The sequence below is a fragment of the Devosia sp. 2618 genome, assembly GCF_040546815.1.
Taxonomy (GTDB): Bacteria; Pseudomonadota; Alphaproteobacteria; order Rhizobiales; family Devosiaceae; genus Devosia.
In genome coordinates, this window is sequence record NZ_JBEPOO010000001.1 from 1,325,662 (window position 1) to 1,340,860 (window position 15,199).

The window sequence follows — 15,199 nt, forward strand, 5'->3', positions numbered from 1 at the left end:
CCATGCCAGCCGCCCAGCGGATCGTCGCAACGATACTCGGCTGCGGTTCATCGGGCGGCGTGCCGCGCATCGGCAATGTCTGGGGCGTCTGCGATCCAGCCGAGCCGCGTAACCGGCGCCTGCGCTGTTCGCTGCTGATCGAAGGCTGGATCGACGGCAGCGATCAGCCGACCCGACTTGTCATCGACACCGGCTGCGATCTGCGTGAGCAGATGTTGGCCGCCAATGTCGATCGTGTCGAAGCCGTGCTCTACACCCACTCGCATGCCGACCACACGCATGGCATCGACGATCTGCGTGTTCTGGCGCTGCACAATCGCCGCCGCGTGGACGTCTATTTCGACGCGGAAACCGGTACCCGTTTGCGAGAGGCCTTCGGCTATTGTTTTGAGGCGCCCAAGGGCAGCGACTATCCACCTATCCTCAACCCCCACGAAATTATCCCCGGCAGCGTGCTGCATGTCGATGGCCCCGGCGGCACCATCACCGTCACCGCCTTCGAGCAGACCCACGGCAACATCACCTCGCTCGGCTACCGCGTCGCCGATTTCGCCTATTGCTGCGACCTCTCCGGTTTCCCAGAAGCATCATTTCCAGCCATTTCCGGCCTAAGTCTCTGGATTATCGACGCTCTCCGCCCCACGCCGCATCCGAGCCATCTCAGCCTGCCAGAAACGCTGGACCTGATCGAACGCTTCGCCCCGACGCAAGCTGTGCTGACCAACATGCACATCGATCTCGACTATGCCCGCACCGACGCAGAAACGCCGGCGAACGTGACGCCGGCGTTTGATGGGATGCAGATCGATGTTCTCAACGGCGCGATTTTGAACCGGTAGTGCCACGCCCTCGTGGTTCGAGGGGCGCTACACTCCCGCCTCACCATGAGGGCTGTTGAAATACCGGGTTTCCAGTAGCCCTCATAGTGAGGTGCGAGTTCTTACGAGCCTCGAACCACGAGGGTGTGCCCCCAATCCCTACCGAAACGCCGGGATCACATGGCGGCCATAGCCCGCAATGATCTCTTCTTCGTCGCCGCTATCGAGATAGATGTTGAACTGAGTTATCCCCGCGTCCTTAAGCTGATGTATTTTGGCGATGTGTTCATCAGGCTCGCCGAGCACGCAGAAGTTTTCCACTACATCGGGCGTGATGAAATCAAGGAACGGATTATCGGCCTGGCCGTGTTTGGCGTAGTCATATCCCCGGCGCTTTTCGATATAGCTGGTCAGGCTCGCGGGAACCTTGTCGCTGTCGGCGCCATACTTTTCGACGATATCAGCGACGTGGTTGCCCACCATGGCCGGGAACCACTTGGTGGCTTCGATGGCACGGACCTTGTCGCCAAAATAGGCGGGCGCTGCGGCCATTGAGCGGAAGTTCGACATATCCTTGCCAGCCGCTTTACCGGCGTCGATACACTGGTCGGTGAACCACTTGCAGAGGCCGGGATCGGCCAGTTGCAGCACCACGCCATCGGCGTTTTCACCGGCGGTCTTGAGGGCCAACGGGCCGTAGGCGGCGACCCAGCTTGGCATTTCATGCTCGACGGCCCAGGGGAATTTGACCGGGGCAGGGATCTCGCCATAGCTGACCTCTTCGCCGCGCACCATGGCCTTGGTCTTGGCGATGAATTCGGCTACGCGGGCCAGTGTTGCGGGCTTCTTGCCCATGACGCGCATGGAACTGTCGCCACGGCCAACCGCCAGATCAAAACGCCCGCCGCTCTGCTTGGACAATGAGCCGAAAATCGACGCGGCAACTGACCAGTCGCGCACGTCCGGGTTGGTCACCAGCGGACCGAAGCGCATGTTTTCGGTGTGCTCCATGCACATGGCAATGGCGGCGTAGCAATCGCGCCAGAGGATGTGGGAGTCGTAGAACCAGCAATAGCTGAAACCGGCATATTCAGCGGCGCGCACCAGATATCGTGCCCGTTCCGCCTCGATGAAACCTTTGAAGGTGATACCGAATTCCAAAGCTGCCTCCCGCTTGCTTTCGATCCAAATTTTGACCAGTCGATCAAAATTCTGGGTCCGCATCGAAGGATTGTCAATTGCAATTGCGCGGCTGATCGCCGATTTAGCCGGGCAGGTCGTAGGCGATTATCGGGCGGCCATCGCGGGGGTGACGCAGCAGCGTAGCGTCGACCTGATAGACCGTCCGCAGCAGGTCAGGTGTCAACACCTGCTCAGGCGTTCCGGTCGCGACCTGGCGGCCCTGATGCAGAACGACAAGCTGGTCGCAGAAGGCTGCGGCAAGGTTGAGGTCGTGGACGGCGACCAAGACGGTCACGCCAGATTTCGCCTGCTGCCGCAGCAGGTTGAAGGCCGAAAGCTGCGCCTGGACATCAAGGTGACTGGTCGGCTCGTCGAGAATTAGCAGGCGTGGTTGCTGCGCCAATGCGCGAGCCAGTTGGATGCGCTGCTGCTCACCGCCGGACAGCGTGTGATAGAGCCGCTGTTCAAAGCCGCCCATTTGCACGGCAGCAATAGCGCTATCCGCGATAGCGGCATCTTCAGGGGCAGGGCCCGATTGCCAGACTGACTGGAACGGAATGCGACCCAACATAACCACGTCGCGCGCCGATAGCCGCGCATCGGTCGTGCTGCTTTGTTCGACAAAGGCCGCGAACTGCGCCCGCGTGCGGCGGGGCAAGGCGAGGATGTCTTGCCCGTCAAAGGTGATCGAGCCAGCTTCGGATGGGGTCAGGCCCAGGCTGGCGCGCATCAGCGTCGACTTGCCGGCGCCGTTGGGTCCGATCAGGCCGGTCACCTGGCCGGGCTTTGCCTGCAGGTCAACCGAACTCAAGATAGGGCGTTCGCCGAGCCGCACCGTCAGGTTTGAAATGACCAGGCCGTCGCTCATGTGATCCGCCGATAACGCAGCAGCACAAGCAGGAAAATTGGCGCGCCGAGTAGCGCGGTGATAATGCCGACCGGCAGTTCACGCGGCGCAAACAGGCTGCGTGCTGCTGTGTCGGTCCAGACCATGAAAATGGCGCCGATCAACATGGCGACAGGCAGCAGCACCCGGTGCCGCGATCCCGTCAGCAGCCGAGTCAAATGCGGAATAATCAGGCCAACAAAGCCGATGGCGCCACCTATCGAAACCAATATGCCGGTGAGCAGTGCCGTTCCCCCGAGCAGCAGCCAGCGCAAGCGGTCGACATCGACGCCAAGAGCCGCCGCCGCCGTGTCGCCAAAGGCGAATGCATCCAGCGACCGCCCGGAAAACAGCACCGGCACGCCCGCCACAACCAGCGCCGCGATCACCAGCAATGCCTCCGACCAGACGACGCCACTCAGCGAGCCCATCAGCCAGCTGAGGATTTCGCGATAGGAGTCGCCGGTCGCCGACCAGAAGATCAGCAGCGACGTGCCGGCCGCCGCCAGAGCCGAAATGGAAATACCCGCGAGAATGGCCCGTGTTGGCGTCGCGCCGCCAAGCAGTTGCGTCACCAGCAACGTCAGCGCCATGGCCGCACCAGCGCCCAGAAATGCGCCAAGCGGCATCATAAGGCTGGCACCCAGTAGCAGGAACGACACAGCGCCAAGTGAGGCACCCGATGACAGGCCCAAAAGGTATGGATCGGCCAGCGGATTTCGCGTCAGCGCCTGCATTACCGCGCCACACAGCGCCAAGCCCGAACCGACCGCCGCAGCCGTCAGCACGCGAGGCAGGCGCAGTTCCCAGATGATGGCATCGCGCAGAACGCTGACGGGGCTCTCTGGCAGCAGGCCGAAATGATAGCCGATAGTCTGCCACACCTCGATGGGCGAGATATCGGCGGGACCGAACGTTACCGCCGTGATCAGGCTGGCGACAAGGATCGCCAACAGGCCAAGCCCGACACGTGCCAGCGCGGATGGCTTCACGGCGTGAAGCTGATCCCAGCCAGTTGTTTGGCCATGTCCGCCGTCGCGCCCACATTGCGCACGCCCGCTTCTGATGCAGGGAACGGAACGATCAGGTAGCGCTGGTTGATGACCGCGTCGAGCTTGCTGGTTATGGGGTTCTCGGCCAGCAGCTTCTTTTTCTGCTCGGCTGAGTTCCACACAGCGTCGACCAGAACGATGACGTCCGGGTTGGCATCGACAATGGCTTCCCAGCTCGCCGAGACCCAGCCATCGTCCACGCCGGCCATAATGTTCTTGAGGCCAAGGCCTTCCAGCATCATCTCCGGCGCGCCGCTGCCAGCGCCCACATATGGCGTCTTGGTGCCCGACGAGTACCAGACCGCCGTGAGGTCGCGGGTGTCGGGTGCCACAGCCGCAAGCGCTGCCTTTTGCTCCGCAATCAGCGTGTCAGCGCTGCTCTTTGCGTCGAAAATGGTGCCGATTTCGCCGATCTCGGCGAAAACGTCGTCAAAGCTCAACTTGGCTGGCTTGATCGACCGGCACGCCGCTGGCGACACGTAGCTGGCAACGCCCAGGCTCTCAAGCGTCGGGCGTTCGCCGGCGCCATCCGCGGTGAAATTGCTCTCCCAGCCGCCATAGACCAGATCGGGTTCTGCCTCTAGCACCACTTCCTGCGATGGCAGCTTTTCGGCGATCACTGGCAGTGCCGCCGCCGCAGCCGTCCAAGGCTCGGGCGCGGGTCCATCCTGAAAACCAACGCCGACGATCCGGTTGCCCAGACCGAGCGCGAGTAGCATTTCGGTGGTTGTGGATTTGAGCGTAACCACCCGCTCCGGCGACTTGGCCAGCGTGACCGAGAAGCCGCAATTCTCAATTGTCAGCGGATATGTGGTTTGCGCGAAAGCGTAGCTGGACGATGCAAGAAGAACGGCGAAACCGAGAGTTAAGGGCAGGGGACGCATTGGGGTCAGTCCTGATTGACGCGATTTAGCTTCTGGGATTCTTGCTCACGCTGTTCGGCGAGGGCCGCCTCATAGCCAAGCTGATAGGCCTCGGCAGAGCCGAAGCGGAACATGTCATCGTCGACCGAGCGTACCAGCGTGCGCGCACCGGGTGCTCCAACGTCGGTCACCAGTCGCGACAGGCCGCGCACCACGGCCACCGGAATGCCGCTGGCCTTGCCTTTCACCAGATCGGCTGCACCAGCCAGTTCGTCAGCCAGTACGGTGATGGTCACATTGAGCGCTCGGCCATTGGCATCCGTGCCGCCGCGCAGATCATCGGTGACGATGATACCGGCCGCGCCAATCGCAACATCGGTCTGCCCAACCCGCCACGGGCGGCCAAGCGTGTCGGTGATGATGATACCAAGATCGACGCCATAACGCTCCCGGAGGCCACGGCAGATGTCCTGCGCCGACCGATCCGGATCCTCCGGCAGCCGCAAAGCAAGACCATCGGGCACGTTCGACGTATCGATGCCGGCTGCCGCCATGATCAGGCCGTGGCGCGTCTCGACGATCTGTGTCACGCCGCCGGGATGGACGCGCTCGGCGACGACCCGAACGGTGTCGGCAGCAATGGCTTTTTCGCGATCGGCCACCGGCACCTGCATGCCCTCGGCTTTGGAGACGATCTTGCTGGTGATGACCAGAATGTCGCCATTCTGCAGCTCGGCGTCCGGATCGGTCGAGATCGACGCGTCGATCGCAGTCGCGATGTGATCCACCAGGTCATCGCCCTTGTTGATCTCGGGCAGACCGGTCACGCCCCAAACTGTGTATCGCGGCAAAGTCATCGAAAGTGTTCCAACGGTCGGCCAGCGGGCAGGGCTAAAGTGCCCGCAAACGGGGCAGGATTTCTTTGGCATAGAGCGAGATGAAGCGGCTCTGGTCGTCACCCGGTGCATGGAACACCAGATGATCAAAACCATAATCGATATAGGTCTTTATAGCCGCAACATGTTCTTCTGGATCACTTGAAACAATCCAGCGCTTGGCGATGCGCTCGATGGGCAGCTGCGACGCCAGACGTTCCATTTCGGCCGGGTCTTCAACCGAGTGCTTTTCCTCAGCGGTCAGCGACAATGCCGCCCAGCCGCGTGTGTTTTCCAACGCAGCGGCAGGGTCGGTGTCGAAGGACACCTTGACCTCTATCATGCGCTCAAACGGCAATCCGGCTCGATCTGACTCGGCGCGGCCAATAGCGACGTTGGGCAGCAATTGGTCGACGTAAAGCTCGGCGCCTTTACCCGAGGTGCAGATGAAACCGTCGCCCGCACGCCCAGCATACTTCGCATTGAGCGGTCCACCGGCAGCAAGATAAATCGGCACCATCCTGTCGGGCTTGTCATAGATTGTGGCATTCTGCGTCTTGTAGAATTCGCCATCAAAGGTGACTCGATCCTCGCTCCACAGCTTGCGGATCAGCGTCACGGCCTCGCGAAGGCGCGCCGAGCGTTCCTTGAGCTCGGGCCAGACCATGCCGGTCGACGGCACTTCATTGAGCGACTCGCCGGTGCCGACGCCGAGAATGACTCTCTCAGGGAACATGGCGCCGAGCGTGCCAAAGGCATGGGCAACGACCGAAGGATGCAACCGAAATGTCGGTGTCAGCACCGACGTCCCAACAATCAGCTTTTCAGTCCGCGCAAGAGCTGCAGCCATCCAGGCCGGTGCAAACGGCGCATGGCCGTCGGTATGTTTCCAGGGCTGAAAATGGTCGCTGATGAAAACCGAGTCGAACCCGGCTTGCTCCGCCTCAATGGCAAAGCCTAGCAGTGTGTTCGGTGCAAACTGTTCAGCAGAAGCTTTGTAACCGAAGCGCATTTCACTCCCCAATGCTCACCGGACCCGTAGATACTTTTACCAAACGGTCAAAATTGTCCATGGGAATTATTTGGGGGATGGAGAAAAGGCACACTCTACCGCATCGACTCAAACAGTGCGGTCGCCGTCTTTGCTACATCTGCTGGTGCGGCGGAGGAGACTAGGGCGTAGGCGGTGGGGCCTAGTTGCCAGTAGGCGGTGGTGGTGTCTTCGACGGGAAGGGTCATGGGGGACGTGGTCAGGGACTGGCCGGGGCGCGCGGCGAAGATGGAGATGGGGCCGAGGTCATTGGTGTTGATCGCGACTTCAATGCTTGGACCGAATTCGGACGGGTAGACCTGAACGTCGGTAATGGTCCAGCCGACGGGCAGGACGGGCATCATAATGTCTGTTCTGGCGAGAAGTTCGACCGGGTCGAACTCGGTGGCCTGGGGTTGCGAGTGCATTAAGGCGCGCAGTTCGGTGGTGTGGTGGGCGACGACGGCGGCGGTGACATATTCGGGCACGGTGCTGGAGGCCAAAGCGGGCGTGTTGCCGATCTGGGCGTGGGCGAGCCAACCGATGGTCAGGAGCAGCGATGCGGCCATCAGGGGGCGCAGGTTGCGGAATATCCTGTCGCGCTGCAGACGGCCGTTGAGGCGCCGCGCAAGGACGTCGGTGGCGAGCGATGCGGGCACTTCGTCGGTACCACGCACGAAGCGCAACTCGTCGCGCAGTCGCAGGTCGGCCATCACATCGGCGGCGGCAGACGGGTTTTGCGACAGCCAATGTTCGACCGCGATGCGGCGCGAGACATCGAGCTGGTCATCGACGTAGGCAGCGAGTTCGACCGGATCGACGGGTTCGCTGTGTGGCATTACTCGCCTCCTTTGACCAGTTTCAGGGATGGGCCGCTTTCCCAGCGACGCAGGGCTTCGCGCCCACGCGAAATGCGCGACATGACCGTGCCCGCCGGCACGCTCAGCACCGCGGCGGCCTCGTCATAGCTCAAACCTTCGATGGTCACGAGATGCATTGCTTCGCGTTGTTGTTCGGGCAGCAGATCGAATGCTCGGCGCACCTGCGCCAGCCGCAAATTATCAAACTGGTTGGGGGGCAGGTTTTCCGCCATGCGGGCGGCGAACTCTGCGTCGCGGCCGATGGCACTGGCGCCTGAGCGCCGACCGTCAACGTGCAGATTATGGACGATGGACAATAGCCAGCCGCGCAGATTGCCGTCCGCGCGGAAAGTGGAACTACGCTCGATGGCGCGGACGAGGGCATCGTGCACCAGGTCTTCGGCGTCCACTGCATTGCGCGTGAGGCTCAGCGCATAACGGCGCAGTGAGGGTAGCTCGTCGAGCACATCTGATTTGCGGAGCTTACGGGGTGCCATGTTCCGTGCCGGACTGGGTGGTCGCCTCATTGCGCTCAAGATGCGGATTTTGTCGGACCGGGTCAAACTGCGTGTCTCTGACGCCGGGCTCGAACAGGGCCAGCAACTGCTCGGCGCGATTATCGAGATCGGCTTCCGGGTCGTGTGCCCATTGCAGCAGGCCGCTTTCGATGGCGCCGGACAGGGCATTGGCCACCACCTGTACGTCAAAATCCTTGAAGTCGCCCGATTGTTGGCCGGCCGTCAGGACATCGGCCAGCCAGGTCTGCTGCTCGCGCCAGACGGATAGGTGATCGGATGCGGCGCTGCCACCAGCATTGGTTGATGCGAGATGCCGCAAGGCGAGGACTTCGGCGCGGTGGTCACGGACATGGGCGAGGTAGGCAGCGACGAAGGCTGAAATGCGCTCCCAGGCATCATCCAACCTTTCTGTTTTGGTGATGGCTGCAGCCACGGTGCGGTCGCGCACGCTGGTCAGGACGGCGTCATAGAGGCCGTCCTTGGATTTGAAATAGTAGCAGATGATTCCCTTGGCGACCTTGGCCTCTTTTGCAACCCGCGACAGCGAGGTTCCCGCCACACCATCGCGCACCAATACGCTGATGGTGCAATCAATGATGTTGCGGCGACGCTGTGTTTCGAGAGTGTCCACTAGAGCCCATCCACCTCAAGCGACCTTGGAAATGTCCGGCACGGCATCGAGCAACATCCGCGTGTAATCCGCCTGCGGATTATCGAAGATTTCGTCGGTGGGCCCCGATTCCACCAGAACGCCATTGTGCAAGACGCCAACGGCGCTCGACATCTGGCGCACTACAGCCAGATTGTGGCTGATCAGCAGGTAGGTGAGGCCGAACTCGTCCTGCAGCGCCCGCATCAGATCGAGCACCTGTGCCTGCACCGACACGTCGAGCGCCGAGGTTGGCTCGTCGCAGACGATGAATTCAGGCTGGCTCGACAGGGCTCGCGCGATGGCAATGCGCTGGCGTTGACCCCCGGAGAATTCATGCGGGAACTTCCGCATGACGGACGGATCGAGCCGCACCTTGTTGAGCAGGTCGGCGACGCGACCTTCAACTTCGCCCTTGTTGCGGGCAATGCCCAGCGTGCGCATGGGCTCGGCGATGATGTCGGCGACCCGCCAGCGGGGGTTAAGGCTGGCATAGGGGTCCTGGAAGATCATCTGCACGCGCTTGCGCCGTTCGTGCTCGCCCGCGCCACCGGCCCAGACGTCGTGCCCGTCGACAAGGATCTTGCCGTCGGTGGGACGCACCAACCCAACGATCATTTTGGCACAGGTGGATTTGCCTGAACCGGATTCGCCCACAAGACCGTAGGTCTTGCCCTTCTGGATGGAGAAGGAGACCTCGTTGACCGCGCGGAAGACTTCGGCTTTGGACTTGAACAGCTTGGTGAAGTTGCCGCCGCCGAGTTCGAAATCGCGCACGATGCCCTTGATCTGAACGAAAGCCCCATCGTCATTGGCGGGCGCCGATGCAGGGGCACCGGAGCGATCGCTGGCAATGGTGGGGATCGAGTTGATCAGCTTGACCGTATAGGGCTCGCGCGGGCGACGGATGATGTCTCCCACCGTGCCGGTTTCAACGATCTTGCCCTGATGCATCACCACCATGCGGTCGGCGGTCTGGGCGATGACGCCCATGTCGTGGGTGATCAGCATCACCGCTGCGCCGTGATTGGAGCAGAGCTTTTTGAGCACCTTGATGATCTGGGCCTGCACCGACACATCGAGCGCCGAGGTGGGCTCGTCGGCGATGATTAGTTCGGGTTCTGCCGCAATGGCCAGAGCAATCACCACGCGCTGGCGCATGCCGCCGGAGAACTGGTGCGGGTAGGAATTGATCCGCTCGGCCGCCTTGGGGATGCCGGCCTCGGTGAGGAGGTCGATGGCCCGCCGACGCGCCTGATCTTCATCGAGCGGCAAGTGCGCGCGGATGGTCTGGATCAGCTGAAACCCGATGGTATAGAGCGGGTTGAGGCTGGTCAGCGGGTCCTGAAACACCATGCCGATCCGCTTGCCACGGAGGCTGGCGCGCTCTTTTTCGGGCAGGTTGTCGATACGCTGACCCTTGAGCAGGATCTCGCCCGAGGTGATGCGACCCGGGCGTTCGATCAGGCCGATGACGGCAGAACCGGTCATCGACTTGCCGGCGCCGGACTCACCAACCACACCCACTATCTCCCCCGGCATGATGTCGAAGGAGATGTCGTTTACGGCACGGAAATTGTCGTCATGGAAGGGGAAGTCGACGACGAGGTTTTTGACGGAAAGGACTGGTTCGGTCATCAGCGCAACTTCGGATTAAGAGCATCGCGCAGCCAGTCACCCAGAAGGTTGACCGACAGGGCTAGCAAGATGAGGGTGATGGCCGGGAACAGCAGGATCCACCATTCGCCAGAGAACAGGAACTGCTGGCCGATACGGATCAGCGTGCCGAGCGATGGCTGGGTCGGTGGAACGCCAACGCCAAGATAAGACAGCGTTGCCTCTTCGATGATGGCCAGAGCCAGACCGATCGTGCCGATGACCAGCACCGGACCCATGACGTTGGGCAGCACGTGGCGAAGCAGGATCAGGAACGGATTGACGCCCAGGATGCGGGCGGCCGCCACATAGTCCTTCTGCCGCTCCACCATGGTTGCACCGCGCACAGTACGGGCAAACTGCGCCCAGTTGGCGAGGCCGATGGCAAAGATAAGCACCCAGATGGCGGCGCCCTCCTGCTGGTTCGCCGGGATGACGCCACGGGCGACGCCGAAAATCAGCAGCGCGATCAGGATGGCCGGAAAGCTGAGCTGCACGTCGGCGACGCGCATGATGAAAGCATCCCAGATGCCGCCGAAATAACCGGCGACGAGGCCAAGGCCGACGCCCATCACCATGGCGAACATGGTGGCGGAGAAGCCGACGAACAGCGAAACACGGCTGCCGTACATGATCGAAGACAGCACGTCGCGGCCCTGATTGTCGGTGCCGAAGGCGAAGTATTTGCCGGTGTAGGATTCAGTGTTCGGCGCCGTCATTCCATCCATGAGGTTGAGCGTGGCGGGATTGAATGGGTTATGGGGCGCCAGCAGCGGCGCAAACACCGCCATCATCACCAGCAGAAAGGCGATGATGGAAGCAATGATGGTCACCGGCGAACGGCGGTACGACCAGAAGATGTCTGAGCCGAGGAACATCTTCCAGCGCGACACCTTGGCGGCGACGACGGGTTGTTCGGGGCTGTGCGGCAGGTCTGTCATGGGGCTATTTCCCGCTGCGAACGCCGTCGCGCAGGCGCGGATCGACGATGAAGTAGAGGATGTCGACGAACAGATTGATCACGACAAAGACGAGGGCCACAAAGACCAGATAGGCAGCCATCACCGGTACGTCGACAACCTGAACCGAGTTGACGAAAAGCGAGCCGACGCCGGGCCACTGGAACACCGTTTCTGTGATGATGGCGAAGGCGATGACCGAGCCCAGCTGCAGGCCGGTAATGGTGATCACTGGCACCATGGTGTTGCGCAGCGCATGACCGAAATTGATGGCCCGGGTCGACAACCCGCGTGCTCTTGCAAAGCGGATATAGTCCGTGCGCAGCACTTCGAGCATTTCCGCCCGCACCAGCCGCATGATCAGCGTGAGCTGGAACAGCGACAGCGTAATTGCCGGCAGGATCAGTGAGCGCAGACCGGACTCCGTCAGCAGGCCCGTCCGCCACCAGCCGAGGTCGGTCACCGTGCCGCGACCAAACGATGGCAGCACCTTGAGCTCGACGGCGAAGACATAGATCAGGCCGATGCCGATGAGGAATGTCGGCAAGGACACGCCGATCAGCGAGGCCGTCATGATGACGCCGCTCGAGAAAGCGCGCGGGCGCAAGGCGGTGTAGATGCCCAAGATGACGCCACCCACCAGAGCGATGGTGGCGGAGGCCAGTGCCAGCTCGATGGTTGCCGGCAGGCGCTCCATGATGAGCTTCCCGACTGGCTGTTGCAGACGATAGGAAATGCCGAACTGGCCCTGCAGGGCATTGGTCACGAAGTGATAAAACTGGATGTAGAAGGGCTGATTGAGCCCGAGCCGTTCGCGCAACGCTTCATGGTCGGCGATGGTGGAATCCTGGCCGAGCATAGAGGTGACAGGGTCACCGACATATCGGAACACAAGGAATGCAATGAACGCCACGACCAGCATGACGATGACGGACTGCAAGAGTCGTCGAACAACGAAGGCGAGCACGATGTCCCTCCAAAATTGAGAACCGCCGCAACATCCCCGAAAAGGGCGGGTTGCGGCGGTTCTGGACTTGCTGGAAGGATTACTCGAACGTGACCGTGGTCAGGCGCGGCTGATCTTCTGGATGGACCGGCAGGGTCATGCCATCACGCATCGCATAGGACAGAACCTGATTGTGGATCGGCAGCAAAACGCGGTCTGCCTTCACCACTTCCCAGATTTCGGCAATGCTGGCATTGCGTGCATCCAGGTCGGTCTCGGTTCCCAGTGCGATGATCTTTTCATCGAGCTCTGGGTTGGAATAGAGGCCGCCATTATAGGTGCCGTGCTTGTCGGTCTTGGTGTGCACCAGATCGTTGAACACATAGGCCGAGTCAAAGGTCGGTACGCCCCAGCCGAGCAGGTAGAAATCGCTCTGGTTGTTGATGACCAGTGGCGAGTGTTCGGCAACTGGACGCGAGGCGAGGGTCACCTTGACGCCAATCTGGCCGAGCATACCAACGAGCGCGGTCGAGATCGCCTCGTCGTTGACATAGCGATTGTTTGGCGTGTCGAGCGTGATCGAGAAACCATCGGGGTAACCCGCTTCAGCCAGCAGGGCCTTGGCCTTTTCCAGATCCGGCGCCGGATAGGCGTCCAGTTCAGCCGTCCAGCCGTTGACGAATGGTGGGTTGGGGATACCGGTCGGGATCGAGTTGCCACGCATCACGATCTGCTTGATCGCGTCGCGATCGAGCGCCAGTTCCATGGCTTCACGAACCAGGGAATTGTTGATCGGGTTGCTATCGGTGATGTTGGACGACTTCAGTGGCTCTTCGCCAAAGCGGTAACCAAAATAGATGAAGCGGTTTTCTGGACCAGTTTCGATCTTGAAGCCGGCCGAATTGCGCAGACGCTCGATATCCTGCACTGGTACGTCCTGTACCAGATCAACGTCGCCCGAAAGCAGCGCTGCAACGCGGGTCGCCGCGTCGGTGATCGGCAGATAGACGATTTCGGTAACGGCAGGCGCGTCGGCCCAATGGCCTTCAAACGCGGTCAGCACCGACTGCACGTCCACTTCGCGGGACTTCAGCACGTATGGACCGGTGCCGTTGGTGTTGAGCACGGCGTAGTTGCTCTCGCCAGCGGCAAAGTCCTGCACGTCCTGCAGTTTGTGCTCTTCCGACCAATCCTTATCCATCACGAAGGTATTGGTGATGTTGTTTGGATAGAGCGGGGAAGGGCCGATCATCTGGACTTCGACCGTGTGGTCGTCGATAGCGGTCACGTCTGCCACTTCAGCGTGGAGCTGCTTGAGGTTGGAGCCGTCCGAGCGCGCACGGTTGAACGAGAAGACAACGTCTTCAGCGGTGAAGTCAGCGCCGTTGTGGAACTTGACGCCTTCGCGGAGCTTGAAAACCCAGACGGTCGGGTCGCCGTCCTTGACAAACCATTCGGTCGCCAGGCGCGGCTGCAGATTGCCGTCGCTGTCGCGATCGAGCAGGGTTTCATAGATATGGTGGGCGAAAGTGTGGGTCACGCCCTGGTTCTGCGAGTGAGGGTCCAGGGTCAGCGCATCAGAGGCGCGCGCCCACCGGATCGTCTCCGCATTGGCAGCCCCAACAAGCATAGTCGAAGCGATCAGCGCCGCTGTAAGGCGCACAAGTGTCTTCTGCATCTACGTTCTCTCCGTTCCCGAATATAACCCCCTCGAATTTGATGAATGGGGGATTTGGGCCACACGAAAGCCTAGTTTCTCCAACAGATCAATTGCGCCAATCCGTCGAAAAATCCGCGTAGATGCGTTTGAATTTCAGTTTTTGACCGATTGGTCGATAATTGTAAGATTAATACTTCAAATATCGAGCGCTCAGGTCAGGGATACGAGAGCCTGCAAGCGGCATGCCTCGTATACGAAGCCAACAGAGCTTTTCTTCCGCGGATGTGGAAAATAATTGTGAGGAGGGGCGGAGGCGAGGCTGAGAGCTGCTCCGTCGCCTGATTTCATGGCGCTCAGTAGAATTGGTGCGCGGCACTTCGCATCCTAGCTCCACTATGCGCGCATCCTCACCAGCAGATTGCTGGTGAGGAGACTGTGCTCGACGAACCCCTAGTGGCCTCCAGCCAGGCGCTTTTCGCCGGCCTCGATGCGGATGGGCAGCACGTTTTCTGGCGGTGGGAGCGGGCAGACTGCGTGTTCGGTGAAGGCGCAGGGCGGGTTGATGGCCTTGTTGAAGTCCAGAACGATGGTCTTTTCGGTGACGTCTTCTCCGAAAACGAAACGCGACGCGGGATAGGTTGTGTCGCGCGAGGTCAGGTCGCGGATTACGAACTGCGGCGAGGTTGCCGTGCCGTGGGTCGCGTAGATCACGAAATTCTGGCCGTCGTGTGTGAACACGGCCTTATGGGTCGCCTGCACGTCGGTCTGGATGGACTTGCTGGTGTCTACTGTCATGCCCTTGGGTGTTTCGAGCGCGACCCAGTCAGCAACGATGCGCCAGTCTGGGCGGGGCGGGAAATATTCAATCGGGGCCAGTTCGGCTGGCGCGGTGGACTGGGTGTCGCGGATACGCAGGGCGTTCTGGCCGTTCAGCGTCGTAACTTCGAGCAGGAGCTGCCCGACGGTGAAGCGGGGTGGGTGCGCCTTGTCAAGCTCGAGGACCTGCGGGGGGCTGCGATCGGCTGGGGTGAAGGTCACGCCACCGGTTTCGTCCTGCGTCAGCGAACCGACATGCTCGGGGCCGGCCGAGAGGACGAGGTCATTGTCGGCGGCGGTGCCCACCGTGGTGGTGCCGTTCTCGAGCCAGAAGCGGCCGATGATGTTCAGCCAGCCTTCGGGGCCTTTTAGGTTTGCTAAGCGTTTGATTTTCCAGGCTTCTAGATCGGCGAGATAGTCGGACATGGT

At 61.1% G+C, this 15,199-nt stretch carries 15 protein-coding genes; 1 reads left to right on the forward strand and 14 read right to left on the reverse strand.

Translation table 11 applies throughout. The annotated features are described in order from the left end of the window. Nucleotides 1-2 precede the first annotated feature (2 nt). Nucleotides 3-839 carry an MBL fold metallo-hydrolase gene (locus tag ABIE28_RS06670; RefSeq protein ID WP_354061284.1) on the forward strand — a complete coding sequence of 279 codons (837 nt, stop codon included), beginning with the start codon at nt 3-5 and terminating at the stop codon, nt 837-839. 138 nt (nt 840-977) lie between these two features. Here the strand turns inward: ABIE28_RS06670 and ABIE28_RS06675 are convergent, their stop codons facing one another. From ABIE28_RS06675 to ABIE28_RS06740, 14 genes are all read right to left on the reverse strand, one after another. After that, nucleotides 978-1,979, reverse strand: a complete 1,002-nt coding sequence (locus tag ABIE28_RS06675; protein ID WP_354061286.1) for a TIGR03842 family LLM class F420-dependent oxidoreductase — start codon at nt 1,977-1,979, stop codon at nt 978-980. 103 nt (nt 1,980-2,082) lie between these two features. Continuing rightward, nucleotides 2,083-2,868 (reverse strand): ABC transporter ATP-binding protein, encoded by a 786-nt coding sequence (locus tag ABIE28_RS06680; RefSeq protein ID WP_354061288.1) that lies wholly within the window; start codon nt 2,866-2,868, stop codon nt 2,083-2,085. Beyond that, nucleotides 2,865-3,878: a putative F420-0 ABC transporter permease subunit gene (locus ABIE28_RS06685; protein ID WP_354061290.1), complete on the reverse strand. Its 1,014-nt coding sequence runs from the start codon at nt 3,876-3,878 to the stop codon at nt 2,865-2,867. The genes ABIE28_RS06680 and ABIE28_RS06685 overlap by 4 nt, the downstream gene beginning before the upstream one ends. Further along, nucleotides 3,875-4,822: a putative F420-0 ABC transporter substrate-binding protein gene (locus ABIE28_RS06690; protein ID WP_354061292.1), complete on the reverse strand. Its 948-nt coding sequence runs from the start codon at nt 4,820-4,822 to the stop codon at nt 3,875-3,877. The genes ABIE28_RS06685 and ABIE28_RS06690 overlap by 4 nt, the downstream gene beginning before the upstream one ends. Before the next feature lie 5 nt (nt 4,823-4,827). Further along, a complete protein-coding gene (gene cofE, locus ABIE28_RS06695; RefSeq protein WP_354061294.1) occupies nt 4,828-5,658 on the reverse strand; it encodes a coenzyme F420-0:L-glutamate ligase in 831 nt (276 codons plus the stop codon). A 34-nt stretch (nt 5,659-5,692) separates the two neighbouring features. Continuing rightward, a complete protein-coding gene (gene fgd, locus ABIE28_RS06700) occupies nt 5,693-6,688 on the reverse strand; it encodes a glucose-6-phosphate dehydrogenase (coenzyme-F420) (protein WP_354061296.1) in 996 nt (331 codons plus the stop codon). A gap of 95 nt (nt 6,689-6,783) precedes the next feature. Beyond that, nucleotides 6,784-7,545 carry an anti-sigma factor family protein gene (locus tag ABIE28_RS06705; RefSeq protein ID WP_354061298.1) on the reverse strand — a complete coding sequence of 254 codons (762 nt, stop codon included), beginning with the start codon at nt 7,543-7,545 and terminating at the stop codon, nt 6,784-6,786. Next, nucleotides 7,545-8,063 carry a sigma-70 family RNA polymerase sigma factor gene (locus tag ABIE28_RS06710; protein ID WP_354061300.1) on the reverse strand — a complete coding sequence of 173 codons (519 nt, stop codon included), beginning with the start codon at nt 8,061-8,063 and terminating at the stop codon, nt 7,545-7,547. The genes ABIE28_RS06705 and ABIE28_RS06710 overlap by 1 nt, the downstream gene beginning before the upstream one ends. Next, nucleotides 8,050-8,715: a TetR/AcrR family transcriptional regulator gene (locus ABIE28_RS06715; protein ID WP_354061302.1), complete on the reverse strand. Its 666-nt coding sequence runs from the start codon at nt 8,713-8,715 to the stop codon at nt 8,050-8,052. Before ABIE28_RS06715 ends, ABIE28_RS06710 begins: the two co-directional genes overlap by 14 nt. A gap of 15 nt (nt 8,716-8,730) precedes the next feature. Next, complete coding sequence (locus tag ABIE28_RS06720) at nt 8,731-10,371, reverse strand: ABC transporter ATP-binding protein (protein ID WP_354061304.1); 1,641 nt, start codon at nt 10,369-10,371, stop codon at nt 8,731-8,733. Further along, entirely contained in the window at nt 10,371-11,330 is a 960-nt protein-coding gene (locus ABIE28_RS06725) for an ABC transporter permease (RefSeq protein ID WP_354061306.1), read from the reverse strand. The genes ABIE28_RS06720 and ABIE28_RS06725 overlap by 1 nt, the downstream gene beginning before the upstream one ends. A 4-nt stretch (nt 11,331-11,334) precedes the next feature. Further along, nucleotides 11,335-12,315: an ABC transporter permease gene (locus tag ABIE28_RS06730; RefSeq protein WP_354061308.1), complete on the reverse strand. Its 981-nt coding sequence runs from the start codon at nt 12,313-12,315 to the stop codon at nt 11,335-11,337. Between the two features lie 79 nt (nt 12,316-12,394). Continuing rightward, nucleotides 12,395-13,972, reverse strand: a complete 1,578-nt coding sequence (locus ABIE28_RS06735) for an ABC transporter substrate-binding protein (protein ID WP_354061310.1) — start codon at nt 13,970-13,972, stop codon at nt 12,395-12,397. A 432-nt stretch (nt 13,973-14,404) separates the two neighbouring features. Next, nucleotides 14,405-15,196: a DUF1684 domain-containing protein gene (locus ABIE28_RS06740; protein WP_354061311.1), complete on the reverse strand. Its 792-nt coding sequence runs from the start codon at nt 15,194-15,196 to the stop codon at nt 14,405-14,407. Nucleotides 15,197-15,199 lie beyond the last annotated feature (3 nt).